The organism is Sphingomonas yunnanensis, assembly GCF_019898765.1.
GTDB classification, from domain to species: Bacteria; Pseudomonadota; Alphaproteobacteria; order Sphingomonadales; family Sphingomonadaceae; genus Sphingomonas; species Sphingomonas yunnanensis.
On the sequence record NZ_JAIOKB010000009.1, the window covers coordinates 17,465 to 43,916 of the forward strand.

Annotated in this window: 23 protein-coding genes and 1 pseudogene; 12 read left to right on the plus strand and 12 right to left on the minus strand. The window is 63.7% G+C overall.

Features of this window, described 5'->3' with window-relative positions:
• Nucleotides 1–408 precede the first annotated feature (408 nt).
• From K7957_RS18240 to K7957_RS18280, 9 genes are all read right to left on the minus strand, one after another.
• Nucleotides 409–798 (minus strand): response regulator, encoded by a 390-nt coding sequence (locus K7957_RS18240; protein ID WP_223014013.1) that lies wholly within the window; start codon nucleotides 796–798, stop codon nucleotides 409–411.
• A 110-nt stretch (nucleotides 799–908) separates the two neighbouring features.
• Nucleotides 909–1,508 carry a response regulator gene (locus tag K7957_RS20710; protein WP_343228466.1) on the minus strand — a complete coding sequence of 200 codons (600 nt, stop codon included), beginning with the start codon at nucleotides 1,506–1,508 and terminating at the stop codon, nucleotides 909–911.
• A gap of 1,336 nt (nucleotides 1,509–2,844) precedes the next feature.
• The gene (locus tag K7957_RS18250; RefSeq protein WP_223014015.1) at nucleotides 2,845–3,519 is read right to left on the minus strand and encodes a hypothetical protein; all 675 of its coding nucleotides are present in this window, start codon (nucleotides 3,517–3,519) and stop codon (nucleotides 2,845–2,847) included.
• Nucleotides 3,520–3,743: 224 nt separating this feature from the next.
• The gene (locus K7957_RS18255) at nucleotides 3,744–5,468 is read right to left on the minus strand and encodes a DUF4139 domain-containing protein (RefSeq protein ID WP_223014017.1); all 1,725 of its coding nucleotides are present in this window, start codon (nucleotides 5,466–5,468) and stop codon (nucleotides 3,744–3,746) included.
• A 3-nt stretch (nucleotides 5,469–5,471) separates the two neighbouring features.
• Nucleotides 5,472–6,866: a DUF4139 domain-containing protein gene (locus K7957_RS18260; protein WP_223014019.1), complete on the minus strand. Its 1,395-nt coding sequence runs from the start codon at nucleotides 6,864–6,866 to the stop codon at nucleotides 5,472–5,474.
• 1,925 nt (nucleotides 6,867–8,791) lie between these two features.
• Nucleotides 8,792–9,124 carry a hypothetical protein gene (locus tag K7957_RS18265; RefSeq protein WP_223014021.1) on the minus strand — a complete coding sequence of 111 codons (333 nt, stop codon included), beginning with the start codon at nucleotides 9,122–9,124 and terminating at the stop codon, nucleotides 8,792–8,794.
• Nucleotides 9,125–10,162: 1,038 nt separating this feature from the next.
• Nucleotides 10,163–10,639 (minus strand): hypothetical protein, encoded by a 477-nt coding sequence (locus tag K7957_RS18270; protein WP_223014023.1) that lies wholly within the window; start codon nucleotides 10,637–10,639, stop codon nucleotides 10,163–10,165.
• Between the two features lie 116 nt (nucleotides 10,640–10,755).
• The gene (locus K7957_RS18275; protein ID WP_223014025.1) at nucleotides 10,756–11,178 is read right to left on the minus strand and encodes a hypothetical protein; all 423 of its coding nucleotides are present in this window, start codon (nucleotides 11,176–11,178) and stop codon (nucleotides 10,756–10,758) included.
• A 174-nt stretch (nucleotides 11,179–11,352) separates the two neighbouring features.
• Nucleotides 11,353–11,802, minus strand: a complete 450-nt coding sequence (locus K7957_RS18280) for an Rrf2 family transcriptional regulator (protein ID WP_343228467.1) — start codon at nucleotides 11,800–11,802, stop codon at nucleotides 11,353–11,355.
• A gap of 101 nt (nucleotides 11,803–11,903) precedes the next feature.
• Between K7957_RS18280 and K7957_RS18285 the strand changes: the two genes are divergently transcribed.
• The 9 genes from K7957_RS18285 (at nucleotide 11,904) to K7957_RS18325 (ending at nucleotide 21,651) form a co-directional block, all read left to right on the plus strand.
• Nucleotides 11,904–12,806: an NAD(P)/FAD-dependent oxidoreductase gene (locus tag K7957_RS18285; RefSeq protein WP_223014026.1), complete on the plus strand. Its 903-nt coding sequence runs from the start codon at nucleotides 11,904–11,906 to the stop codon at nucleotides 12,804–12,806.
• Between the two features lie 312 nt (nucleotides 12,807–13,118).
• Nucleotides 13,119–14,870, plus strand: coding sequence for a chloride channel protein (locus K7957_RS18290; protein ID WP_223014028.1), 1,752 nt, complete (start codon nucleotides 13,119–13,121; stop codon nucleotides 14,868–14,870).
• A gap of 370 nt (nucleotides 14,871–15,240) precedes the next feature.
• Nucleotides 15,241–15,522 (plus strand): DUF305 domain-containing protein, encoded by a 282-nt coding sequence (locus tag K7957_RS18295; protein ID WP_223014037.1) that lies wholly within the window; start codon nucleotides 15,241–15,243, stop codon nucleotides 15,520–15,522.
• A 1-nt stretch (nucleotide 15,523) separates the two neighbouring features.
• Entirely contained in the window at nucleotides 15,524–17,041 is a 1,518-nt protein-coding gene (locus tag K7957_RS18300) for a YncE family protein (RefSeq protein WP_223014038.1), read from the plus strand.
• Between the two features lies 1 nt (nucleotide 17,042).
• The gene (locus tag K7957_RS18305; RefSeq protein WP_223014040.1) at nucleotides 17,043–17,552 is read left to right on the plus strand and encodes an RNA polymerase sigma factor; all 510 of its coding nucleotides are present in this window, start codon (nucleotides 17,043–17,045) and stop codon (nucleotides 17,550–17,552) included.
• Nucleotides 17,549–18,316 (plus strand): anti-sigma factor family protein, encoded by a 768-nt coding sequence (locus K7957_RS18310; RefSeq protein ID WP_223014043.1) that lies wholly within the window; start codon nucleotides 17,549–17,551, stop codon nucleotides 18,314–18,316. Before K7957_RS18305 ends, K7957_RS18310 begins: the two co-directional genes overlap by 4 nt.
• A gap of 216 nt (nucleotides 18,317–18,532) precedes the next feature.
• Nucleotides 18,533–18,880 carry a hypothetical protein gene (locus tag K7957_RS18315; RefSeq protein WP_223014044.1) on the plus strand — a complete coding sequence of 116 codons (348 nt, stop codon included), beginning with the start codon at nucleotides 18,533–18,535 and terminating at the stop codon, nucleotides 18,878–18,880.
• 494 nt (nucleotides 18,881–19,374) lie between these two features.
• Entirely contained in the window at nucleotides 19,375–20,406 is a 1,032-nt protein-coding gene (locus K7957_RS18320) for a hypothetical protein (RefSeq protein WP_223014048.1), read from the plus strand.
• A gap of 417 nt (nucleotides 20,407–20,823) precedes the next feature.
• Nucleotides 20,824–21,651, plus strand: coding sequence for a flagellin N-terminal helical domain-containing protein (locus K7957_RS18325; protein WP_223014051.1), 828 nt, complete (start codon nucleotides 20,824–20,826; stop codon nucleotides 21,649–21,651).
• Nucleotides 21,652–21,885: 234 nt separating this feature from the next.
• Here the strand turns inward: K7957_RS18325 and K7957_RS18330 are convergent, their stop codons facing one another.
• The 3 genes from K7957_RS18330 to K7957_RS18340 all read right to left on the minus strand — a co-directional run bounded on the left by K7957_RS18330 (nucleotide 21,886) and on the right by K7957_RS18340 (nucleotide 23,145).
• Nucleotides 21,886–22,095, minus strand: coding sequence for a DUF4287 domain-containing protein (locus K7957_RS18330; protein WP_223014053.1), 210 nt, complete (start codon nucleotides 22,093–22,095; stop codon nucleotides 21,886–21,888).
• A gap of 221 nt (nucleotides 22,096–22,316) precedes the next feature.
• On the minus strand, nucleotides 22,317–22,670 hold the full coding sequence (locus K7957_RS18335) for an ArsR/SmtB family transcription factor (protein WP_223014054.1): 354 nt from the start codon (nucleotides 22,668–22,670) through the stop codon (nucleotides 22,317–22,319).
• Nucleotide 22,671: 1 nt separating this feature from the next.
• A complete protein-coding gene (locus K7957_RS18340) occupies nucleotides 22,672–23,145 on the minus strand; it encodes an SRPBCC domain-containing protein (RefSeq protein WP_223014056.1) in 474 nt (157 codons plus the stop codon).
• 204 nt (nucleotides 23,146–23,349) lie between these two features.
• On the opposite strand from K7957_RS18340, the gene K7957_RS18345 reads away from it, so the two are divergent.
• From K7957_RS18345 to K7957_RS18355, 3 genes and pseudogenes are all read left to right on the plus strand, one after another.
• A complete protein-coding gene (locus K7957_RS18345) occupies nucleotides 23,350–23,568 on the plus strand; it encodes a YdeI/OmpD-associated family protein (RefSeq protein WP_223014059.1) in 219 nt (72 codons plus the stop codon).
• Between the two features lie 187 nt (nucleotides 23,569–23,755).
• Nucleotides 23,756–23,926: pseudogene (locus tag K7957_RS20820) on the plus strand (YdeI/OmpD-associated family protein); the annotation flags it as partial.
• A 362-nt stretch (nucleotides 23,927–24,288) separates the two neighbouring features.
• Nucleotides 24,289–26,442, plus strand: a complete 2,154-nt coding sequence (locus tag K7957_RS18355; protein WP_223014061.1) for a putative bifunctional diguanylate cyclase/phosphodiesterase — start codon at nucleotides 24,289–24,291, stop codon at nucleotides 26,440–26,442.
• Nucleotides 26,443–26,452: the final 10 nt, after the last annotated feature.

Here is a 26,452-nt window from a genome sequence, read left to right on the forward strand (position 1 = left end):
AGCGCTCCGGCTGGCCTAATTGGCAGGTAAAGCCGCCAGTCCGCATTCGGGTGGCGCGGTGGCAAAGGCGGACCCTCGTTCAGCTCGATTGTTAACGGCTTGATCCGCAGCCGGAACGATGCATCGCGTTGCGCCTAGCCGCTTTCCCTCTGTGCTCCCTGATCTTCTTTCAGCATGTCAACGACCCGCGCCCACTCGACGCGGGCCCCGTCTACCGCTTCGTTGAGCTGAGCTTCGGCTACCGCGAGCGCCCGTTCACCGAAGGTCGCTTCGAGTTTTCGAACGAAGACGACAATAGGAGTAGCAGGCTCCAACTTGGTCACTCCGGAACCGCCGACCCTTCGCCGAGCGCGCTTCGGGCAACTTTCTGTCGGACTGTAGAAGTTGCAAGGGTCTGTCGATGAGCCGTTATGACGTTGCGAGTAAGCGGCGTACCTCAAGGGCTAGCGCGGTGGGTTCGAAGGGTTTTGCGAGGACGCCGATCGCACCTGCATTCTCGTATCGCTCGCGGTCACAGGCGCGCACCGAAGCGGTCAGGAAGGCGATTGCTATTGGCTGGGAGCGACCAGCGTTAATGGCTCTGGTCAGCGCGACCCCCTCGATGTCGGGCAGGTGGTTGTCCAGCAGTATCAGGTCGGGAGTCGGCGCCCGCCTCAGCCGATCGAGCGCCGCTCGCCCGCTATTGGCCGTGATGACCACAAGCTTGGGATCAAGCTGCAGGGAAAGGACGGCGATAGCGCTGATATCAGGATCGTCCTCGATCAGCATGATCACCTTGGGGCAGTCGTATGGGTCCACGCTTTTACCCTACGTTACTAACACACTATGATAAGTCTCCTGGCTCCCCAACCATATCAAGCTAGCTAGCTGTATTCATTAGCCTTCTCCCGCCAAGAGTTCTGTGCGTCTCATCGACCGATGACCGGCTGAATGGTCAGTAGCGCCTGCGTGCGATTGCTCACCCCGAGCTTCCGAAAAGCAGCGGTCAGGTGTGCCTTGATGGTGGCTTCGGTGACGTCGAGCTCGCGCGCGATCTCTTTGTTCGACCGTCCATCCGCCAGCGCCATCAGGACGGTGAGTTGCGCGGGCGAAAGAGTGTCGAGCCTGGCTTTAAGGTCGCTGGTCGCGAGTGCTGCATCAGCCGGCGGAAATATCGATTGTCCCCCATCGATCGCCCGCAGTTGTGCCGCGATCGTGTCTAGCGGCAAGCTCTTGAAGAGGTATCCTGCGGCGCCAAGCGCACGAGCAGCCTCGATCGAGCTCGGCTTCTCGGTGGCACTGACGATCACGATCCTGGTCGTTGGCGCATGTGCCTGCAAGGACAGCAGTGCCGAGAGGCCGTGCGCATCGGGCAGTTGGAGATCGAGCAGGATCATGCGCCATGCGCCTCGCTGCACGGCGCCGATTGCTTCCTTCGTTGAGCCAACGCCGACCAAAGACACTCCGGGCATCGCCGCACGAGCAGCAAGCGAAAGCCCCTCCCGCGTGAGCGGATGGTCGTCGATCACGAGGACGCGACCCCCGAGGCTCCGCTCTTCCACTATGCCGCAGCCGACTGTCGATACGGCAGCAAACTCAGCTCAGGGTTGAAACGATGATCCGAAGGGGTTCTGGACACCGCTAAGAGCGGTGCATCTCCTGATCCAACAACGCGCAAGCCGCTGCGCTTGTCCGCGATACGCCGGTAAGGGTTGGAGCGAGAATCATGGTTCATTAGCGCGCAACCCCGATCATGTCATGAGTGCGCGCTTGATCTACCTTACTGACCTGCCTTTGTCGTTGATCTAGATCCAAGCCCTCATGCGCCCGATCCAATAAGATGTTTCCCGGTGAGCTTATCAGCCCTGAATTGGCTTCTATTTGGTGCGATTTGCCGCCCGATTGAACGCGACCGGTCCGACCAGCGGGTCGTCAGCTATTCAGTTGGTCTCACTGGAACGGCACGCGATTGATGAACCAGCGCCTGATTTCGGGGGCGCTTAGGAAGCCGCGCACGTCAGCTTCCCGGGCGCTTGCGGCCCGGCCGTTTCTGGCAGGTTTGCGGACGGGCAGCTTTCAGGTGGCGATCTGCAAACGTGACCGTTCTATTTAACGTCTCGCTGCAAACTGGGACAGGCCGCTTTGAACGTTTCAGGCTTCATTATAGCAAGGGTGTGATTGAAAGCAGCCGCATACTTCGAAGCCGACGCTTCGCACAATCTCTGTATTTTCATTGTTCGCGGCGGGCCAGACCAACCCTCCGGCAGTTCCTCAAAGGGATCATCTTCGCCGTAATTAGAAAAAGGGGGGCGACAATCACCAAAGCCTGGCAAAGTATGATAGACCTCAACGCCGTTGGAGACGCCAGTAAGAAACCTCAGCCTTGGCTTGCCGGCGGCCGACCGAGCGTCCTTTCCCCCATCGCGCTTTTTGAAGTTCGTGATACAAACTTTTGCGCTTCGCAGATCTACCATTATCCTTCTTTTCAATGCAGGCGGCTGTCGCTCAAACCATGCCTTCTCTTCGGCCGCTATTAGCTGCGCGTCTTTCAGTCGCGAGCTTCGAGCTACCAGCGACCCGGCGGACGTTGCCCACACGATCGCGAACAGAATCGATACGATCCGATTCATTAGCCCCCCCTGAGCGTCGGATTCGGAGTTTGCTCCCGCTGCGTCAGAACGTCCATATCTGGGCGCTCGCGGCCCCTGCCCTCTCGTGCCGAGGACCCAAAAGCAGTCTTCCGGCCGCGACTCACAGGGTCCCGCAACCAGACATTCATTCAGGTTGCCGGATGACCGTCGATCATCCGGCAAGCTGGCCATCTGGTGGCAATTAGAGGGGCGGGCTGGTATACCACGCTGACAATTAGATCGCCTTTTCGTGCTTCCATCCGTCGTTCGTCAGTATGACGGCTGCTTTGGCATCAAGGCTCTCTGCGGTATTACGTGCCAGATTAGGGAAAGCGGCCTTCATCTTTTGGTTTTTTGCCCATCCGGGAAGGTCCGCCAGATGGTACTTATAGCTCACCTGCGAGAGCGTCATACCCATCATGTCGGCTGGCTGTGTGAAGTTAGTGATTTCGTCGACGTGCGGCTTACCGTAGCATAGGCCGGACCGCTTACCGCCCATCACCGAGGGCCTAGCATCGTCTTCAAAGGCTGCCTTACCTTCGCTGGTAAAGTCATAGGCGAGAACGGCCACCTTGCGCTCGGCACCACCGAACATATTCTCCTGCTCGATTACAGTCGTCGTCTTCTTCATGAGACCCGCATCGACAAGGGCCTCAAGTGGCGCAAGCCGCCTCTGTCGGGACTCCTCCGCGAAGGGCTGCGCCTTCGGCGTAGCCTCGACATAGGCAGGAAGCGCGTTATACTTCTGCCCCGGTGCGGTGACTGTCCCGTCGGGGACGTCGAGACATGGTGGTCCCTTCTCGATCCATTCGTTGATCGCATGCTCGAAGTTGCTCTTGTTCGCCTCCTTGGAATTGGAACAGCCCGCAAGGGCGATTGTCGACAAGGCGAGTATGGGGACGACCTTCATCCGGCGAGCTCCTGACGTTGATTGCCCATCTTAGCTAAGGAGGCGTAGGTTGCCACCCTAGCCCGTAGGTGCAACTCTCAAAACTTAGGCCATTGTCGTCCGGAGATTTCCAAACCTCACGGCTCGAGCGCACGATATACGGACCTCAAGAAGCGGCCCTGAAGCAAACATTGGCTCAACGTCATCCATGTGTGTTGGCAACGCTTTTCGACGCCGGCGGTCGGTTACCTTTCGATAAAATAGCTAAAGCTGCGCATCTCATTGGCTGCGAGGTCAAACGGAAGGATCCAACCTCGTTCGCCCCTTTTGGCATCCGCCGGCTGCCCCTTGATCCCGAACGGTAGCGTCATCTCGACTTTGATCATCGTGTTCCGCGCATTGCTGACATCGATCCGCCACTGCTCGCGCCTGGCGCTTCGCGTGAGCAGAGTGCGCGTCCATGCCATGTCAAGCGTCTCGCCGAATGGGAGCGAGACCTTCTCGCCGACCGCCAGATCGTCGATCGAAGCCTCGCCCGCAAACAGCTCGCGCCCTCCGCGGCGGGCGAACAGCGACACTGATCCGGCCGGCAGCGGCACCCCCAGCCCCTCCGTTCCGACATTGCGGCCGCGCAGCTCGAATGGCGTGGGTTGCACCGCGCGCCCCGACACGTAACCTCCTGCGGCGTCGATCAGGTACACGCGCTCGAAGCTGGCCGAAGGCTGCACGAGCATCGCGACCTGCTTCTGCGCCTGGGCCGCGACGGTAACCCGCATCGGCACCCGGTACAGCTTCAAGTCGCCCAGCGCCTCGACTTGCGCCTGCGCGCCCTTCGCCACCGCAACTGCCGGCGCGGGCGGCGGCGGAGGCGGGGGTGGAGGCGGCGGTGGCGGTGGCGGGGGAGCGGCCATGGCCGCCATCTGCAAAAGCTCTCGACGCTGCGAGACGGAACGCCGCGCGCCCGTCACGACGATGTCCGCACCGTCCGCAAAGAACGCCTCGGCCTGCAATCGCTTTTCCCTCGCCCGCCGCTGCTTGCGCGTCTCAAAGCTACCCGCGGCATTGGTGCCGACAGCGTTGAACGCCGACAGGTCATTGCCCGACGGCAGCGGTAGCGGCGTGAACACCCGCTTTGGGTGTGTGCTCGTCACGTCGATGGGCCAGCATTGCAGGTCCAGCCACGCGCTTGGCGGAGGTGGCGGAGGCGCGTTCCCGCGCTTGTTAGGCTTGCCGGCGATCACCTGCAGCCGCGCGTCGCGAAAGCTCTGCTGCCCACCATTGGCGACCGTGAGCCACGCGAACAGAGCCACCTTGTTACCGTCGGGCGCCAATCGCCCGACGTAATTAGCCGACCAATCAAAGCCCTGCGCCATGTACGTCAGCTGGACGGTCGCGGTCGTCGCCTGCGCCGCGCGCGTCAGGATCGACAGCGTCGGCCGTGCTGTGAGGGTGTCGGGCAGCCGGTCGTAGAGTATCCGCTCAGGCAGCCCCGAACAGCGCAGCGCTTCCACCCCGATCTCAGTCTGCAGCACAACGCCGCCGTCAGGCCCGGCCCGGACAATCGCCGTCTCCTCGCGGACCTTGCCGGTGGCGGGGTCAGTGCGTCGCAGCCGCACTCGCCTCTTCAGATAGGCGTCGACCAGCCCGGCCGGAGAGATCAGCCGGGCGTCGCGGTTCTTCTCGCGCACGCCGCTCGGCAGACCCGTGACGATCGCGGTTTCCGGTAGCAGCCCCTCCGCGACGTCCTCGAAGCGGATCTGGCTGTCGCCGCGCGGCACTGTGATCGTGCGAGTCTCGGTGATGAGGGCGTAGCCGCCCGGCCAGTTCCCCTGCATCGCGCCCGTGCGATACGGATCGCGGTACACCGTCACCGCTACGTCGGACACGTCGCGCGACACCACGACCTGCGGCTCGGCCGCGGCGGGCGCCGCGAGCGCCAGCAGCAACAGCAGTAAGGCCCGCCGCAGCACCGCTCAGTACCGCGTGTCGAACGTCGCTGTGAGGTCGGTCGCGCCGTTTGCCTGCACTGGCACCTTCCACTCGATGCGGTCGGCCGACACGCGCTCGCCCGACAAGCTCTGATCGACGACCTTGACGTCGCCCCATAGCCCGTCCTGCGCCAGGTCGACGGTGACCGGCGCGTCGCGCGCATTGGTCAGCGTGTAGGCCATCCTGGTTCGCCAACGCCCCCTCGCGAGGCGGGTCCGCTCGGCGACCAAGACCTTGACCTTGACGTCGAACGCCTCGCCTGTCCGGATCGACATCGACGACCCCATCGGCGTGTGCGGGATGCGGTTCTCGCCGATGAACTGCGGATCGCCGCGCGCGTCGCGCATGTAGACGCGAACGGTGCCCGCAGGCAGCTGATCGCCCAGCCCGCCCGCGCGCGAGGTCGAGAACTTGATCGCGGTGGCCGCGCTGCGCGGGACGTCGTTGCCGCCCAGCCAGCCGTTGCTGAACTCGTACGCCTTCCGCGCGGCGGTCGCCTTCACGTCGAGGAAGCTGACCTGCTTCTGCTGCGCGTTGGCGAGCGTCGTCCGCTCGGCGAGCGGATAGAGGTAGAAATCGCCAAGCCGCTGGCGGGTGCCCGTCTCGGTGCCCGCCTGCTCGATCGCGGCCTCGTCGCCCAGCGCGGCGAAGCGATTAGCAGCGCCACCGACGTTGCCGGCCACCAGCAGCGTTTCGGCGCGGGCGAAGGTCGTGCCGGTGTTGTTGGTCAGCGTCACCCAGCCCTGAACATCGATCGCCCCCGCCTTCTCGTCGAACAGCGCGACATAATCGCTCGTCCAGCCCAGCCCCGGTGTCAAATAGGACAGCCGGGTCTGCACCGGCCCGGCCTGCGCCGCCTCGACTGTCACCGACAGGGTCGGGCGAGCGCGCAGGTTCTCGGGCACCTCATCGAAGACGACCCGCACTGGCAGCCCGTCGTCACGCAGCACCTCGATTCGATTGCCGATCTGCAACACGATGCCGCCGTTCGCCGCGAGCACGCGCGCCTGCTCGCGGGTTTCCGCGCCGGTCGCAGGGTTGGTGCGAACGATGGTGACGACCCGGCCGACCGCCTTCTCCATCAGCTTGTCCGGGGACAGCAGGTCGTAATCGAAGTTCTGCTCGACGATGCCCACACCCGAGCCGCTCAACGTCACCGTTTCCGGACGGATCTGTGCGGAAACGTCCGGAAATTCCTGGCGGCTGCGCCCTTGAGCCAGCGTAAGCGTACGGGCGTCTTGAACCAGCGACACGCCATTGTTGTAGATGGTAACCTGCACGTCACCCTGCGCGGTCTGTCCACTCTGCGCGCCCTGCCCCGTTTGCGCCAGCGCCGCCGCGGGCCATATCGCCACGCCCATGACCCACCATTGCCGCATTGCGCCCTCCGATTTGTGACAAGGCTAGCAAGTAGATCCTCCAGCCGAAAGCCGTCTCGACACGAGGATCGCAGGCGAAGCCGAGCGTTCGTGCTGAGAAAATCGCCTAAGCTGTGACCGCCCGACCCGGCTCTTCATCAATCGCACCGTGAAGGGGTCCACGTCGGCACCATCATCGGTGCGGAGTGACGACCCATTCGCGCTCACTCAGAGCCGGCTGCCGGTACTCCATACTTTGGACGCTCGTTCATGTCGGCGTTCCAGCCTCCCGGGCCTCCCCGCACAGCTGTCCGGCTGGCCTGACGACAGGAAAGCGGCTGGTCGGGTTTCGGCAAGGCGAACGCCGATAGCTGCTGCGGCAGTCGACGTTCCATCTCCGAGGAAGATCCGTTCGGGACCTTAAAGGTCTGCATGCCGTGGTAAAAACCGCGAATACCGGCACGTCGATTTGGTGAGGTGTGGCGTGGCTATAATCCAAGCTGCTTTTCTGGTTTGCACAGCCATCCTCGCTGATGCTTCAGTCGCGCAATCAGTCACCCCAATTGCGACGCAGCAGGGCGAGGCGTCCGGTTTACCGGCACGGCCCTCGACCTATCCGCTCACGCAGGCCGATTTGCTTGTGCTTCGTCAAGCTCTGCGGCCAAAGGATGAGCGGACTCCGAGGCAGCGCTGCTTGGACAAAGAGCGGCGCATGCTGGGGGGGCACGTTTCCGATCTCGCTGCAGCCGCTATTGACCTGAAGTGCAGTCAGCTGTGACATGCCGCTTAAGGTGCGTTTGTGAACGAACGACCGCTTTAAGGCGGCTGGATTGCGGGCAAGGTTTGGGCGCTAACGGTCGTCGCAAGCGGGTTTCGCGCGGGTACAGGAGCGCGCTCGGGGCGTCCGCAGGGGGGCACAAACGGCATCGCGGCGGAGGACGACTTCGCCGCAGTGTGCCTGCTAAAAGTCTAGACGGCTTGGAATGCGAAACCCAGCCAAACGTAAGCTGCTTTGAACGCTAGCGATGAGACCCCGACTATCAACGCGCCAGGAAGAGGATCACGCCTCGCAAGCCGAGCGAGGGTCAACGTGAGCACGATCATCAGCAGGGGGATACCTAGAAGAGGTATGGTGTCATGATTGTAGGTGCCACGATCATCGTAGAGGCCGGAGTGCCAGAAAAACGCTATAGCGGAGATCAAGGACACGGGCCAAAACGCGCACCCCAACGCCGTTAGAACGTAGGTTTTCATACCGTCAGGATGCCTTTGAAAACGAGCGTCTGCCAGTGTGCGCTTGCTACCCCCGTCTCTCTTGAGCGAGAACCCATGATCGGTCACTCAGGTGCCCCTCCCCGCTTCCCAACTCCGGCCGCTCGTTCACCTCGCCGCTCGAGCCGTTCGGGCGTTCCGCGCAGCTGTCCGGCTGGCCTGATTTGGCAGGGAAAGCGGATGGGCGGCTCTCCGGAGGATACGAGCGATAGCGAACATGCCGGCTGGTGACCGCGCGGAGGTAACCTCAGCCTCGATGAGCGCTCTGAGGATCACCGGGTTGATCAGCGTTAACGTGGACCAGAGAAGTTCGCACTAGGTCCGACGCGCGATGAATGATCCAGCACACCTCCGCGCCGAAGCTGCCGCCTACCAAGCTCTTGCGTCGGAAACCCTCGGAGAGTCGATGATCGAGGCGCTTAATCAGTCAATGCTTTCGCTGGAGGCGCTAGCTTCCGAATTGGAGGCGCTGCAAGCGAAGACAGCACGCAGCACAGACGGACAGTGAGCCACGACCTGAGGATACAGAGCGGGTGCGACCGCCTGCGTGCGGCCTAGGAGATCTGAAAGGCGTACAAACGTGACGCGGCGGAGGGCATCTCCGTTGCGGTGTCCGCTTCTGGCAGGAGAGCGGACGTTCCCGCAGCAGGCAACGCCGAAGCTTGCGACTTACGTCACGCCGCCGCTGCGATGAACGCCCGGTAACTTGTCCACCAGAGTGCGGGCAAGACGAGCAGCGCTGCGAACCGTCCGTGGGAGAAGCGTCTAAAAACGATAAAGGACAATATCACGGTGCTAAGCAGCATTACGGGCCTCGCGAGAAGAATGATCAACATGATATAAGGGCTAAGTTTCGAGGTTGAGCCAGGTGCGTCAAACAGCATCGGTGTCAGGAGCGCCGTCATTGCGGCTCTTGGAATGGCGAGTAGTGCTAGCCCTCCGACGAGCGCGGGAGCCACACGCTTCCAAAGCTCCTTCTTATCACCTTGATATTCTGGATCTTGCATGGCCGAAGTTCCTAATAGGTCGACGGGGGCTAGCGCAGACGCTGGAAACGGTTAGAATGTAAGTTCTTGGTGCTTCTTGCAAGGAAGTGATCCACCCACCGCAGGAACGTCTCAAAGCAGCCCTCGAGTGCGGGCAACACGTCAGGGAATGTCGCCTAATGGGCGCTTGCAACCCCCTTGCCCTCTCGCGCCGAGACCCAGAACCAGTCACTCGGGGGCTCCTAGCCGCCTCCCAACTCCGGCCGCTTGTTCATCTCGCCGCTCCAGCCTTCCCAGCGAATCCGGCAGCTGTCTGGCTGGCCAGATTGGGGGGGGGGGAAGCCGTGAGGCCGCCTTGTAGAGGGGAGGACATACTGCAAAGTTTCCGGCAACCGGCTTCAAACCGGAGCTATTACTCGCCGGCTTTACGGCACCCGACAAAATCAAAGAACTGCCTATTCAAGAAGGCCGTATCACCGGATCCCGCCGAATTTGGAAAAAGCATATGGCCTGGTGCAGGATCTCCTCGCAGAGGCACGTGATCCGCAATGTTATAGAAGGCATCGGTTGCGATGTACTGCCTGTTGCCAAACGGGCGAGGACCGCCGTCAGGGCTAGGAGCCTTCCAACCCCTTGCCGTAACATCCTCCGTCGACGCTACGTTTTGCAGGCTGTCCGATCCACCATTCCACGGGAGCCACCAATATGTTCGGCCCGTCTTCTCGTAATGCACTGCCAGAGCGATGCGGCTCGGCCAATCCGGCCCGCTCTCGACCGGGCGAAAGTAGGCAGTCACGCTTGGGTCGTTCCGGAACACATACTTCGCTCGCTCGACGGGACAGGAAGCTGCTGACGCTGCCGCGGCTAAAAGGACGCCTATCATCGCCACTACTCTCCCTTACTCAACGCATTCTAGCACCTGAGCGATAAGCGGCAATCAGCATGGCCGCGTGCCTCACGCGGCGGAGAATGGGCGCTTGTGACCTCTTGCTTCCCGTGCGGAGGGACCCAACTCGCTTCCCACTAGCACTTGCTTAATCGAGGTTGGTGTGGCGATCGCTATTTTCGGCCTGGCGCCGTCGAGAGCGGGAATTTAGGCCCCTCATAGGCCCGCGGGTTCATGTCCCCGATGAAGGCGGAAAGGCCCCGTTCAATGAGGCGGCACGCCTTGGCCATTTCACCGTCGTTCTCCGGATTTTGTCTCGCGTCGATGTATTTCCACACCTCCGCCCGGCTTAGCCTAAACACGTGATCGCGCGAGGACAGGATATACGCCTCCGCCCACGCCCAGTTTTCCATGGTCATAGCGACGCCGCGCTCGACCATAACGGCGTAGATGAGTGTTCCGCTTTCCATGCACGTGACGGTGCCTACGTCATTGTACGACCTGATAAGGCGCACGCGTATGACCGCAGGAGCGGTGGTTTGCCCCTCTCCGACCGCCCAGATCCATTGATCCTGACGTTGCAATCCCGGCTGGCCGCATACCGTGGTCGCAGCAGCTACCAGTAGGGCAATTAACGTTCTCGTTGACATACATCTCTGTGTAAGCTGCACCACCACGGCACCGTCCGCAAGGGCGCTTGCAGCGCAGTCGCTTAGGCAGGAAACGAAAGGGCCGCTCTTGCGAACGTGCTCTTCGCAAGGGAGCATCAACCGGCAGCAGGCAACGAAGTGCCGCAGAGACTGTCAATCGAGTTTTTGAATGCCTGCGACGTGCCATCGCTGGATACACGATCAGCGTGTTTCAGTAGTCGCTCAAGTTCATCTGGCGAGCAGCGTCGTTCGAACGCGTACAGCACGGGCAACGCTTGGGAAAGTTCGGCCGAGCCGCCGGCTAAGGCACGGGCCATGACATACTGCCAAGCAGGAGCGCCGAGCGCGGCTATGTCGTCCGCGATGATGGGGCGGTTCGGTATTCGAGAGTACAGCACCGCGACGTAGAGGTCGTATCTCTCCGGCAACGCCAGCGATGTTGCTCGTGCATGAAGCTTCTCGTCGGGAACGGACGAATATGGGTTTGCTTTGCAAGCCGCGACCGCGAGCAAAACTATGAGCCAAGGGTTCCAGCGCATGCTTAAGCATAGGCGGGATCGGGAGCGGCCGCTACCGGGTCAGCGAGCTGCGCTAGTCGATGTCTGAGTTCCGGCGCTGCCGGCCCACCCTTCCCTCTCGTGGCGAGGACCCATAAGCAGACCTTCAGCCGCCCATCTCCGCTAGCTAACTCCGGTCATTCGTTCATCTTCTTATTACGTCCCTTTCTTGCCGCCATTGTCTGGCAACTCGGCGAGGCGATCATCGAAATCCGCCGCGATGCTCGCGAGGGTCACGTCTCTCAAGCGCCGAAGTAGCAGAGCTTCTGCTTCACGCAGCGCACCCTCCAACGACGCATTGACGGCTTGCTCGACCAAGCAGGTTGCCGTCGGGTCAGCGGGGCCCAGCGCGAAGATGCGGTTCTCTCCCAGCGCTCGATGAACGTCGAGCATGGTGATGTCTTCCAGGTCCCTGGTCAGCGACCATCCGCCGCCATGCCCCTTCACCGACCGAACGTAGCCCGCGTCGCGCAGCCCCGCCATTGTTCGGCGGACGACCACAGGGTTCGTGCCCAACATCGTGGCCGCTGCCTCCGAGGTCAGCGGTTTGGCCATGCGCCCCATATGGATCAGCAGGTGCAGCATTCTCGACAGACGGGCGTCCACAACATCGGTCCTCCTCGCAGCCGCATATCATGCCACTTTCGTTGTTGCAAAAGCGGGCAACGCTCGTCAGGTAACAGCGACAGTGCTCTGAAAGGTGCGAGATGTACGATGTCATCGTGATTGGCGGTAGCTTCGCGGGCTTGTCTGCTGCGCTGCAGCTTGCCCGGGCGAGACAGAAGGTTCTGGTGGTCGATGCCGGGCTGCCACGGAACCGGTTCGCTGACGAGGCTCACGGCTTCCTGGGTCAGGACGGCCGGCCGCCGGCCTCGATCCTACGTGACGCTCGATCTCAGCTTCTACGCTATCCGACGGTGGATATCCGGACCGGCGAGGCCTCCGCGGCCAAGCCGATCGATGACGGCTTCGCCGTCAACCTCTCGTCTGGCGCCGAGGAGCACGCCCGACGTCTCGTGCTGGCCACAGGGGTGACGGACACGCTGCCGTCCATACCAGGCTTGCGTGAGCGCTGGGGTGAGAGCGTGCTCCATTGCCCCTATTGCCACGGCTACGAAGTGCGAGACCTGCCGCTCGCCGTGCTGGCCGCCCATCCCATGTCGCCGCACCAGGCATTGCTGATTTCAGATTGGGGACCGACCACCTACTTCACGCAGGGGGAGTTCGAACCTGAGCCGGCCGAGCTCCAGGCGTTCGCCGCGCGGGGCGTGGCAGTCGAGCGCACGCCCGTCGTGGAGCTGCTCGGCGAGGCACCCGCACTCGATGGTGTCCGCCTGGAAGACGGGCGCGTACTGACCGTCGCAGCAATCTTCACAGCGCCGCGAACAACACCGACGACCCCGCTCGCCGCCATTCTCGGGTGCGACCATGAGGACGGACCGACCGGCCCCTACATCAAGGTCGATCAGTGGGGGGCCACCTCCGTGGAAGGTGTATGGGCTGCCGGAGACGCCGCCACCCCCATGCATAATGCCACGCTGGCATCGGCAGCCGGCGTCTTAGCCGGCATCGGCGCACACCAAGCAAGAGTTGGGGCTGCGGCGGAGTGACGGTCTAGATCGTCGACGCAACAGCGATCACGCTGGGCCACCTGCCGCCCCTTCGCCGTCGCGGTCTCGTTCATCTCGACATTCGGGTCTTTCGGCGTCCCGCGCAGCTGCCCGACTGCCTGATTGGCAGAGACGAGACATGCTGTCGGGCGCCGGCGACGGACCACGCAGTTCGTCCTCAGTGCGTCATCGTGCTCAAGCCATCTGACTGACACCCTCCATTCATTCTGACGTGAGCGTCGTGCGAGGAGGTGACAGCTGAGGCGCGGGCGGGCACTGCGGTGCCATGTCTCGCCCGGCTCTTAAGCGCACGTGATCGCGCGCGGTCTACGCCGCTGGCCCGCCTGGTCGCGCTGGCTTGGCGCGCGCGTGCGCTCGGTCGAGTTGCTGTTCGTGCTGGTCGCGGTGGTGGTCGGAATGGGCGCGGGGCTGCTCACGGTTTTGCAAGGCGCGGTGGCGCGGGCGCTGCAGCACCTCCTCTACCGCCTGCCCGACGACCTGCGGCTCAGCGGCGCGCCCGCGCTCGACGGCTGGCAGCTGCTCGTGCTGCCGCTCGGCGGCGCGGTACTTGTGGCGTTCAACCGGCTGGTCGGCGCGCGGAGGCGCTCGCTGGTCGACGCGGTGGAGGCCAATGCGCTGCACGGCGGGCAGCTCTCCGCACGCGACAGCGCCATCGTCTCGGGCCAGACGATCCTGTCCAACGGCTTCGGCGCCTCGGTCGGGCTCGAGGCGGCCTATGCGCAGCTCGGCGGGCTGATCGCCTCGGCGAGCGGGCGCTGGCTGGCGCTGCGTCGCGTGGACGTCCGCACCCTGGTGGGCGCGGGTGCGGGGGCAGCGATCGCGGCGGCGTTCGGCGCCCCCCTGGCCGGCGCCTTCTACGCCTTCGAGGTGGTGATCGGCGCCTATACCCCGGCGGCGATCGCGCCGGTGGTCGCCGCTGCACTGGCGGGATCGCAGGTGTCACAGCGGCTCGGCACCACCCCCTACATAGTCGCGGTCGAGCGCGGGCCGGCGATCCATAGCTTCGGCTATCTCGTCTACGGCGTGCTCGGCGTGCTGTGCGCGCTGGTCGGCATCGCGATCATGCGCTCGGTAGGCGCGGTCGAGGCGCAGACGCGTGCGCGCCTGCCCGCGTGGAGCCGTCCGGTGATCGGCGGCGCGCTGCTGGCAGGGCTGGCGGCGGTGTCGCCCCAGGTTCTGTCCGCGGGGCATAGCGCGCTCCACCTCGACATCACCGCGGCGGTGCCGCTCGCCTTCGTGGCGACGATCCTGCTGACCAAGTCGCTGGCATCGATCGTCTCGCTCGGGTTCGGCTTCCGCGGCGGGTTGTTCTTCGCCTCGCTGTTCCTCGGCACGCTGGTCGGCCATCTGTACGCCGGCGCGCTCGGCTGGGTGGCAGGAGAGTCGATTCTCAACCCAGGAAATGCCGCGATGGTGGGCATGGCGGCGCTCGCGGTGGCGGTGATCGGCGCGCCGTTCACGATGACGATGCTGGTGCTCGAGGCGACGGGTAATTTCAGCCTCACCGGAGCGGTGCTGGCGGCCAGCCTGGTGTCGTCGACGATCGTGCGCCAGTTCTTCGGATATTCCTTCTCGACCTGGCGCCTCCACCTGCGCGGCGAGACGATCCGCAGCGCGCGCGATGTCGGCTGGGTCAAGGCGCTCACCGCTGGGCGCATGATGCGGCGGCAGCCCAACATGGTCGCGGGCAGCACCGGCGCCGCCGAGTTCCGCCGCCGCTTCCCGCTCGGCTCGACCAAGCGCGTGATCGTGCTCGACGAGGGCGGCCGTTACGCCGGGATCGTCGACCCCGTCGCAGCGCATGACGGCTCGGTCGACGACGGCACACCGGTGCTCGCGTTGGCGCAGGGACGCGGCGAGATGCTGCGGCCGGAGATGGACATCCGCGCGGTGATGGCGTGCTTCGACGCGGCGCAGCGTGAGGAACTGGCGGTGGTGGACGAGGGCGGCAAGGTGCTCGGCCTCCTCACCGAGGCGCACGTGCGGCGCCGCTACGGCGAGGAGCTGGAGAAGAGCCAGCGCGAGCTGTTCGGCGAAGTTTGATTGACGGGGTCAACTGAACAAACCGCGATCACGCGAAGCTCGAGCGGACGGGACTAGTTAGTCGCGCAGCGAGCGACGTGACCCGCTGAAGCGGCCTCACGCGGGCCGTGATTGAGCGAGCCAGAACCGGTCTTCGTGCAAGCCCGCCCGATCTCAAACTCACCAGAAGAAAAAAGTCTAAATCGGCGCGGAATAAAGCCGGGTGAACCGACGTCTCAGGTCACAGCCGTCTGATCGGAGATGACTTGTGCCCGCCCCTCGCTCGTTACCGCGCGCATGTGCCGCGCTGCTGCTGACCCTCTGCGCGAGTGCAGGGTTGGCGGCGTCTGCCGCACCCGAGAGCCCGTACGTCACCGAGGTGAAGGCCGCCATGGATCGCATGATGAGGGCGATGATGGTGGCGCCCAGCGGAGATGTGGACGCGGACTTCGTGACGATGATGCTGCCGCACCATCAGGGCGCGATCGACATGGCGGTGGCCGAGCTGCGCCACGGCAAGAATGAGCAGCTTAAGCGTATCGCTCAGGAGATCATCGTCGATCAGCAGCAGGAGATCGCGGCGATGCAGCTGGCGACCGGGCGGCCGCTGCCGCCATCCCGCGCCGTGCCGACGACACCTCAGCCCGCCTCTCGGCCTTCCATGGAGCACTGACATGAATCGCATCTTCCTTTCGGCCGTCCTGCTCGCCAGCTCGGCTGGTGCGCAGTCCGCGCCTTGGGCCGCTCCGGCCGCGATCGAGCTCCCGCTGGTCGACGACCGGCCGGCGGCACCGGTGACGGCCGGCGCGGCCAAGGTGCAGGCACCATGGGACCACCGCGACATCGCGGTCAGCAGCCACGACCGGGTCTATGCTGCCGAGCAGTTCTCCAACACCCTCTCGGTCACCGATCCTTCCACCAACACGCTTCTTGGCGTAATCAAGCTCGGCGACCCGCAGCCGGCCAACTTCAGCCCGCTCTACAAGGGCCAGGTGCTCGTCCACGGGCTGGGCTTCTCGCCCGATGGTCGTACCCTCGCGGTGGTGTCGATCGGCTCCAACTCAGTTACCTGGATCGACACGGCAACGAACGCCGTCAAGCACACCACCTATGTCGGCCGCAGCCCGCACGAGGCCTTCTTTACGCCGGACGGCAAGGAAGTGTGGGTCACCGTGCGCGGAGAGGATTATATCGCTGTGCTCGACCCCAAGACGTACGAGGAGACGGGGCGCATCAAAACGCCTGGAGGACCGGGCATGACGATCTTCTCGCCGGACGGTCGCTACGGCTACGTCTGTTCGTCCTTCAACCCTGAGCTGGTCGTGTTCGACGTGGCGACGCACCGCGAGGCCGGGCGGGTACAGCAACCCAGCCCCTTCTGCCCGAACATCGCGGCGAGCCCCGACGGCAAGCAGGTCTGGTTCACGCTGAAGGACGTGGGCAAGACGGTCGCGTTCGACGCCCGTCCGCCGTTCGCCATACGCCAGGTCATCGACACAGGGCCGATCACCAACCACGTCAACTTCGCCAACTCCGCCAAGGGTCAGTTCGCCTATGTGACGGTCGGCGGTTTCAACCAGGTGAAGGTGTTCAGCACCCGTGACTTCCGCCAGGTTGCGACCATCCCCGTCGGCAAGTTGCCACACGGGGTCTGGCCATCCGGCGACGGCTCGCGCATCTATGTCGGTCTCGAGAACGACGACAAGCTGGCCGTGATCGACACCGCGAGGAACAAGGTTACCGCCATGGTGCCGATCGGGCAGGCGCCGCAGGCGATCGCCTATGTGCCCGGCGCGGTCCCGAACGGCGCGGGCACCGTTAACCTGCAACCGCTCGGCACCGCCGGGAACGCGACGCATCTCACCCTAGCGCCGCGCGGCGACACGGCATCGGCGGCGACAAGCGTTACGCTCTTCGATCAGGGAGTCGTGCAGGTGCTGCAGGCTTCAGTCACCGGTTTGATGCCCAAGCACGCCTATGTCGTCGCCCTCAGCGGACGCCCGGACGGTACGGGTCCGTTGGAGCCGCTCGCCACCTTCATGACCAATCCCGCGGGATCCGCCATCGTCAACACCTCGGGGCCGATCCGCCAGATCGTGGCAGGCGCGGCGACGTCGGGGCGGCGCTGGCTCATCGTCGCGGAGAAGGGCGACAGCGGATCGGGCACCGTCGTGCAGGTTCAGCGCGACTGAGATGGACGATCGCGCCGCCTTGATCGAGCCGCTCATCCCAGGCCTGCGGCGCTATGCTCGAGGGTGGCTGCGCGACACTGCGCTGGCCGACGACATCGTGCAGGACTGCCTGGAGCGCGCCGTCTCGTCGTGGCGCCAGCGGCGTGGCGACGCGGTACGTCCGTGGCTGTATGCCATCCTGCATAACCTCTTGGTCGATCATGGCCGGCGCGCACCGCGACGTCCTACGGTCGTCTCGATCGACACAGCGGACGTAGTGGCGCTCGCTGTCCGCGCGGAGCAGACCGACGCGATCGAGCACGGCGACCTGCTGCGCAGCCTCGATGCTCTGCCGCCGGACCAGAAGGCGGTTATCCTGCTCGTGTCGATCGAGGATCTGTCCTACGCCGAGGCGGCGACGGTGCTCGGCATCCCGGTCGGGACACTGATGTCGCGTCTGTCGCGCGCGCGGGACAGGTTGGCCGAGCTGATCGGCGCTGGCGCGCGCGCCAGGTTGAGGAGGGTGAAGTGACGGCTCCCGTCGGTGAGGACGATCTGACCGCCTGGGTCGACGACCGGCTCGCCGCCGAGCGCCGTTCCGTGGTGGAGCGTTACCTCACCGATCATCCGGAGATCGCGGCGCGTCTGCGGCAGCAACAGGACCAGCGTAGCGCGCTCCGGAGCCTCTTCGCCCCGATCGCGGCGGAGCCGGTCCCCGCCACGATGCGGGTTGAGGCGATCGCGGAAAGCCGACGTCGTGCACGCCCCGCATGGTTCCAGGCGGTGGCCGCGGCGCTCCTCCTCGCGGTCGGCTTCGGCAGTGGCTGGGGCGTGCGCACGCGAACGATGCCGCCGCAGGCCGGGATTGGCGCGCTCGCTCGGGAGGCCGGCTATAGCTACCGCGTCTACGCCTTCGATGAGCAGCGCCCGGCCGAGATGGGTGCAGGTGAGCAGCGGCAGCTCGTCAGCTGGGCGTCGCGCCGGATCGGCAGCAGGGTAGCGGTGCCGGATCTCGCGGCGGCCGGCTACCGCTTCACGGGCGGCCGCATCGTTGCGACGCCCCATGGGCCGGCACTCCTGCTGCTCTACGATCGCGCCGGTCGTGCCCGCCTCGCCGTGCTCAGCCGCCCGATGGACATCGACAAGGACGCGAGCATGGTCTCGACACGCTACGATGACGTGCAGCAGGTGAGTTGGGCAGACCGTGGGATCGGCTACAGTGTGGTCGCGCCGAGCGCGACGACGGGGCTTCAGCCGATCGCCGCGGCCATTCGAGACCAAGCCGCCTCGACCTAGCTCTTCGGGCTGCTGGCAATCCAATGCGTAGCCGCTCTCCTAATGTGCCGAGGACCCAGGACCGGTCACTCAGGAGCCCCTGCCCGCCTCCCAAGCCCGGTCACTCGTTCATCTCGCGGGTGGAGCCTTCCGAGCGATCCGCGTAGCTGTCCGGCCGGCTTGATTGGCAGGGAGGCGGACATTGCGCGGGCGAAGCACACCCAGCAGAGTAGGCCGATGATCTCGGAGACCGCGAAGCTGCCAAAGGGGCAAAGCTACCCGCTCAAGCCGTCGACCTTGGAGGCGGCGCTTGCGGACGCGGACGTGACCATAGCCACGCATCTGATCCGCAGCTCCGGCAAGCTGTTTGACGCTCATTTCTGGCCGGCGAACCCGAACGTGCCTCATGAACGGTTGTATGTCCGAGTGAGCTCGGTACCGAATGAACAAGCGAAGACCGCGCGGCATCGGATCGAAACCGAGATCCTGCCCGCGTTGATCAGTTGGATTGGCAACATACTTGCTCAGGACCAGCGATCGCCGGTCAGGCGCGAACAGCAGTACCTTGATCTGAAGAAACTTTAACTCCCACTGTTGGAAGGAAATCGGAGAGTTAGCCGAATCATCTTTTATGCATCGCACGGAGGAAATTGCCGTTGGTGACGGGAAAGCCAGATGCGGAGCCGATGACCGAGTCGATGCAGCAATAAGGGCAAAGGGCAGTGCCGCTCGTGTCCTCAACCCATTCCGCTACATCACTGACCAAGAATGTTTTTTCACAGTAGAAGCAGCCGCAAACATCGCTATGTCCCAACTCCGCTCGATGATTGATTGAATGGCGGTGAGCGGCGTCGAGCGTACTGCGTTGGAAGTCCATGAACGCAGTATCGGCGGGTGTCCGCAGCCGGACGAGCGCTGATCCGGTTCGAACTCCAGAGTTTGCCCGCCTCTAGACGGTGCCGCTCGCCGCTCATCACTTCCAGGAACGTCCCGCCTGCCCCTGAGCACCTGTCGCACCCGCCTGGCACAGGCACGCGCCAGCGCGCCGCGCCGTCGGCGCTGCCACAGTGACGCCCGACATGACCGCGCTCTCCGACCCGCGCCGCCTGATCGGCAACCTCCTTCAGCTCGGCGCGGTCGAGTCGGTCGATCTCGGCGCGGTGACGAGCCGGCTGCGTGTCGGCGCTTTCGGATGCCCCGCCGGTCGACCGCGGCGGAGGCTACCTCCACCGCGGTGTCCGCCAATGGCAGGAGAGCGGACGTTGGCAATCGAGGCAGCCTCGGGCACCTTCGACGCTTGTTCGGTGGGAGAGAGCGCAGTGCGATCAGCTTGGGCGAGGATGCTGGGTGGCGGAGTGATAGCCGTAGTTGCCCTTTCTCCTGCGGCTGCTCAGGAGGCAATGACAACCCGCCAGCGTGAAGCACTCTCACCGCGCGAGGCGAACCGTACCGTCCAACACGATCTCTTGTCGGTTTTGAAACCGATCACGAAGATCGACTCGGGAATGCTCAGGCAGTTGCGCGGCGTCGGTTTAACCACGAAGGCGTTCGGAACAGAATTCGACGGGGTTTGTCGCCGTGACGCTGTGACCCTGTGGTATGCCGCGACGCAAGCAGCGGCGAAGCCGGAGGACGCGCCGCTCCATCCCTACAGTCTAGAAGCTCAGGCGTGGTTCCACGTGATCCACCTACCCCGGAAAGCTTCGACCAGGACTCGAACTGATGAGGGCATCTGGAGATCACAATGCGCCTCACTGGGCACCAACGAGGAAACGGAGTGGTTCGCCGCGAAGAATGCGCGGATCGCCGTTCAAGGTGCGTTGATGATGGAGGCCGCAGTCGAGGCCGTGCGTTCAGGCACGCTGAGGCCCGAGCCGTGCCCGAACATTTCCGACGCCAAGTCGACTTGCGAGGAGGCCATACTTGCAGGTGGCAGCATCACAAAAATCGACAGTGTGGAGGCTTGCTCGTCCGAGGCGGGTAGCTTGTGCTACGTCGTAGACCTCGCATCATCAACCAAACTGACCATCAAGGGGCGAGCGCCAGAGTCTGCGCTCGTCCCGAGCGCAATCACCTCCATTGCTGTGGAGCAATACATAATCGTGACTTAATTGATGCGTTTAAGTCCGCTTCGGGGCGCTTGCGGCCCCTCGCCCTCTCGTATCGAGGACCCATTACCGGTCACTCAGGCGCCCCTCCCCACTTACCAACTTCGGCCGCTCGTTCATCTCGCCGCTCGAGCCATCCGGGCGCTCCTCGCAGCGGTCCGGCTGGTCTGATTGGCGGGCTCACGGACTGTCAAATTGATTTATGGCTTGGATTGCGCCCCTGAGCGTTTGTGCGTGGACGAATGCCCCCCGCGAAGCCTACCATAGTAGCAAAGAGATGGCCTCTGATCTTACCGCCATCTCGGCGTACGACGTTAGTCTAAGGAGTGCTTGATAACGTAAATGAGCTGGGTCAGCGGTCGTTTGGATAGCTTAGGCAAGATGCCTAATGTAGCTGCAACCAGATCAGGAGGTAGGCTGGTGACCGTGATCAACTCGAACACCTCGGCCCTGCGCGCCACCACCGCCTCGAACAGCGCCAACAAGGCGCTGTCGGTCTCGATGGAGCGCCTCTCCACCGGCAAGCGCATCAACTCGGCGAAGGACGACGCCGCCGGCCTCGCGATCAGCAACTCGATGACCTCGCAGATCCGCGGCATGAGCCAGGGCATCCGCAACTCGAACGACGGCATCTCGATGGCGCAGACCGCGGAAGGCGCGCTCGGCGAGGTCTCGAACATGCTGCAGCGCATGCGCGAGCTGACCGTGCAGGCCGCCAACGGCACCTATGCGTCGACGGACACCGACTCGATCCGCGCCGAGCAGGCCGCGCTGAAGGACCAGATCAGCTCGATCGTCACCAGCACCTCGTTCAACGGCAAGAAGCTGTTCGACGCCACCGCGGCGACGGGCTTCTCGATCCAGACCGGCGCCAACAGCGGCGACACCGTCACGCTCAAGTCGGTCGACTTCTCGGCGGGCGGCAGCTCGAAGCTCGCGGTCGTCACCGCGCTGGCGTTCGACGCCGCCGGCACCAGCGCCACGCTGGCCAACTATGACGCGGCGATCGCCGAGGTCTCGGGCGCGCGCGCCTCGCTGGGTTCGTCGCAGAACCGGCTTGAGTCGGCGGTGAACAATGCCACGGCCAACGTGACGAATCTCACCGACGCGCGCAGCCGCATCGAGGACGACGACTTCTCGACCGAGACCACCGCGCTCGCTAGATTTCAGATTGTCACCAGAACTGCGACAGCGATGCTGGCTCAGGCCAATCAGACGCAGGATGGCGTTATGGCGCTGCTTAGATAGGATCGTTCAACACCCGATTCGCTCGTCCGAAAGATCGGCTCACCGTGCTGTTCCCATCCATAGGCCTTACCGCGACGAATGACGCGTGAGCTGCGATTGGTCGTTGCCGCTGCCTACCCGATCGTGCCTACGACTCAAAGGCCGTCATTCAGGCGTGGTTTCTGCCTTTCTCAATGAAGCCGCTCGTTCTGCCAACGGCCGAGTAGCTGCGCGTTTAAGCGAGCGCGGAACAAGCTAGCCCTTTTCCACCAGCGTGTGTGCCACCACCGCATTGGCATGCCCGTGTCCCATGCCGTGCTCGTCCTTCAGCATGGCCACCAACTCCATCTGCTTGGAAGGGTGACGGTCTCGGATGATCTGCAGCCATTCAGCGATCGGCCTGCCGTACTTCCTCTCGATCGACGGCAAGTAGGACGCGGGCCCCTTCACCGGCTCACTTGCCATCGACGTCATCCTTCAATCGTATGAGGCTCCGCATCCTCAAGCTGTTCGCGGGCGAGTGCAAGTCAGCTGGTTCTCGGGCTGATCGCGTCAGGGCGGCTCAGAAGCCCCAAGGAGGCCGTGCCACACGCCCAGCGCTCGCCGTAGCCGACAGCCATTGTGACTCCAGAGCGGGAGAGTCACGTCCAAGGATGGGTTCGTTCGACGCGAGCAGCTCGCAAGCCTTACCCCTCGCCTTCCCCCTGGCTCGATAGGACCGCACCTAGCGCATCGAGCCGCCTGTCCCAAACTGATCGCCGCGCTTCCAGCCACTGCTCAACGATCTTCAAGCCTTCATGGCGGAGCTGGCAGGACCGGACCCGGCCGAGCTTGCTACTGGTGACAAGCCCCGCTTCCTCGAGAAGCCGGATGTGCTGGCCGACAGCTGTGAGCGTGATCCCGGCCAGGTCAGCCAACGCCGAGACAGCATGCGGGCGCTCGCCCAACCGTTCGATCATGCGACGTCGTGTCGGATCCCCCAGCGCCTGGAGCAGCAGATCAATCGGCTCGGCGTCGACCTTCCGTCGTGGGCGCGCCACGTCAGTCTGCCAGAAAGCGACCGAGCCGATCCAGCAGGTCGCTCCAGCCCTGCTCACGCATCACGGGACCGTCGGAGCCCTCGAAGAACACCCCCTGGAAGGTGCACGTGAGGGCTGTGCCGCCGTCCGCCTCCGCGATCTCGATTGTCTCCAAGGCGACCGAGATCGGCCGGCCCGCGATCGCCATACGAGACGATATGATGATGCGCCGCCCTTCCACAATGTCCTGGAAGACGCCCTCGTTCGTCAGCTCGACGCCGGGAAAGGGTGTGTCTGGGCCGAACCGATAGGCGAGCCGCTCGGCGCCACCGACCCTGAAGTCACTCTCGAACGCCTCGAGCTCGTGGGTGTGACTCTCCGCATACCAGCTCTTCTTGATCGCGGGATCGGCGCACGCGGCGAACACCTTGGCGGGCGCTACCGGGTAGCGCCGCTCGATTGTGAAATTGCCATGCACGGCGGCAGGGTTGGTCATATCCGGCTCCTTACTGCGGTATTGCTTTCACTATGCTAAACCCCTTCTTCAGTCAAGTTTAAACCTCAGCTTTGACGCGAGAGACCCGGCAAACGGGATAGGCGAGGCGTGGGTGCGTACGGCCCATCCCCCTCGTGAAGAGGCCGCTTGGCAGGAGGCCGCGACCGACCGCTTCTCAGCACAATCGTCCTTGGTTAGCTTCAGATGATGACGCTCCCTCAAACCGCGCTCCTTGCATTCCAGACCGCTGAGGATCTCGCCGACTGGCTTGCTGAGCACCACGCCACCAACGGCGAGCTATGGCTACGCATCTACAAGGATGGTTCTGGACAGCGCTCTGTTACGTGGACCGAGTGCGTCGTGGAAGCGATCCGCTTTGGCTGGATCGACGGCCTCAAGACGGCTGGCGACGAGCGCTCATAACTGCAGCGCCTGACGCCCCGCCTACCAGGATCCAACTGGTCCCCCAAGAACCGCGATGTGCCGAGCGGTTGGTAGCTGAAGGTCGTTTGACACCGGCTGGGCTCGCCCATGTCGAGGCGGCACGCACAGAGGGACGTTGGGACACCGCCTATGAGGGGTCGGCCACGATGGTCATCCCGCCGCTTTTCTTGAAGCGCGGGCAGCCCTGCCCAAGGCAGAGGCGCTCTTCCGAACTCTCGATCGGAAGAACCTCTACCCGATCTACTACCGCCTCCAGACAGCCAAGCGGCCGGAGACTCGAGCTCGCAGGATGCAACAGATCCTCGAGCAGCTCGCGCGCGGTGAACGCTTCCATTGACCTGAACCAGAAACGGTCAGCCGCGCGCCCTGGCCGCCCTACCTTCGTCTGCCCATCCGTCTTGGCAATCAACACATCGCAGCGGTCTGCAGACGATGCTTTGAGTGATACGTGGTTTGCTGCATGAGACCCGTCGGCGTTGGCAGGCCGACACACGTCAGACCTATGTCTAATAAATCGCCGTAGTCTCTCTAGCTTATGAGGGTTGCGCTAACCCAGTCTAAATTGTTGCTGTGCATGGTTCCTCTCAGCGCTTCGCAGCGATCGCTGAGGAGCTATAAGGCGGGCTTGGATCTGGTTCGATGCAGCGGAGAACTGTCAAACACCATAGCGCTTCACAGGCGAATTCGATCTCTCGACCTTTGCTGAGCGCGCTTGCCGCCGCGCAGCACGAAGCTGACCATTATCGTGCCAGCGTAGACATGGCCCGGCATATCAGCTGGAGCGCAGACGCAAGCGGTGCCATTTGCACAATCAGCGCTCGATGGTCGGAGGTAACCGGTATCGATGTCGCCAGTGCTCTAGACAGCGGCTGGCTCGACGCACTTCATCCAGACGACATCGATTCGACTAAGCAGGCATGGCACACGGCGCTCGTGAGCAAGTCGTCAGTGGATGTCGATTATCGGTTGCGCACTCCTGCTGGCTACCGCTGGTTCCGCGCATGTGCGTCGCCAAGACTTAATCGCTTCGGAGCGGTTCTCGGCTGGTTCGGCACGCTGGAGGACATCGACGATCGCAAACGGGCTGAAACGGCGCTGCAGGCGAGCGAAGAGCGCTTCCGCTTGGCCGCGGAAGCGGCAGCGATCGGCATTTGGGACTATGACGTTCTGCTCGGCAAGCGGCTATGGTCAGACGTCTTTCGCGCCATGCTCGGGCTCGCGCCCGATGTGCCGGCGGAGCCTGCTATCGCCCTCGCCTTGGTCGTTCCCGAAGACCGACCCATTCTCCAGCAGCTCGTCGACTCGATCAGCCAAGGTGACGCGCACCCTCGCTTTGAGCTGACCGTCCGAATTCACCGTGCCAATGATCGTGCCCTGCGCTGGATGCAGACCAGTGGATGGCGGGTGAAGTCTGCGAATGGGCGGATCGAACGCGTTCTCGTCACCATCCGTGATGTCACCAAGCAGCTCACCGCCGAGCAGCGTGTGAGGTGGGCAGCCGAGCACGATCCACTGACCGGGCTTATCAACCGAGCCGCATTCAACAGCCTTCTTGACGAAGCCATTGCACGCGCAGACCGGTCGGCGGACCCCGTGCTCACGCTCGCGCTGTTCGACATCGACCATTTGAAGGAGACCAACGACACGGTTGGGCACGACGCCGGCGACCTGCTGCTGAGGACCGTCGCGGAGCGGCTTGTTGTGGCCTTAGGTGACGACGTCGTGGTTTCCCGCCTGGGCGGGGACGAATTCGCGACGATCTTCGAGACGCCCTCACAAGAGGCTGCTGAGGGCCGCATTCGCGCCGCCCTCCGCTCACTTCGCGCGCCCGTTACGACCAATGCTCTCACCCTCGACTGCCAAGCGACGGCTGGCATGGCCTTCTATCCGCAGGATGGACGCGGCGCGCGTGATCTGCTCAAGACGGCTGACCTCGCGCTTTACTCCGGCAAAGCGAGCGCACGAGGCGAACTTTCACGCTTCCGCCCGGACATGCGCGCTAGCATGCAGCGGCGTACGTCGATGCTCTCGGTGGCGCGGATGGTCGCTCGCGACGATCGCGTCATGCCATTCTACCAACCCAAAGTCAGCTTAAGCGATGGCACGCTGTCGGGTTTCGAAGCGCTTCTACGTTGGCGACACGACACCATGGGCATCCAGGGTCCTGATACGATCGCGGCCGCCTTCGACGATCTCGCCGCGGCGATCTCGCTGGGTGAGCGGATGCTCGAGCGGGTCTGCGCCGATCTCGCGGGCTGGCGCGACACCGGACTGGCGCTCACGCGCGTGGCGGTCAACCTGTCCCCTGCCGAGTTCCGCCGCGACGATCTGTTTGACCGCATCATGCGACAGCTGAGGCGCTACGACTTGCCCGCCGAGCTCCTCGAGCTCGAGGTCACTGAGACCGTGTTTCTTGGCCGGGGAGCAGACAGCGTCGGCGACACGCTGGCCGCGTTCCACGACGCCGGCGTCACCGTAGCGCTTGACGACTTCGGCACTGGCTACGCCTCCCTCAAGCACCTGCGAGAATTTCCTGTCGACGTCATCAAGATCGATCGCAGCTTCGTCGCGGATCTCCTGACCGATCCAGGCGACGCTGCCATCGTCAACGCGGTGCTTGGACTGGCAAACCAGCTCGGGATTGCCGTGGTGGCCGAGGGCGTGGAGACACCTGAGCAGGCGGCCTATCTGCGCGCACAGAATTGTGGCCAAGCACAGGGTTATCTATTTGGCCGTCCTATGCCCGCGGAAGCGGCAGAGGCTCTGCTTGCCGCTGACTCAAAGGGCTTCAATGCACACCAGCAACCTGTTGACGAGGTGGGGCTGGTCCGGCGGCGAAGCTCCGCTGTTTGACAATCTGAGC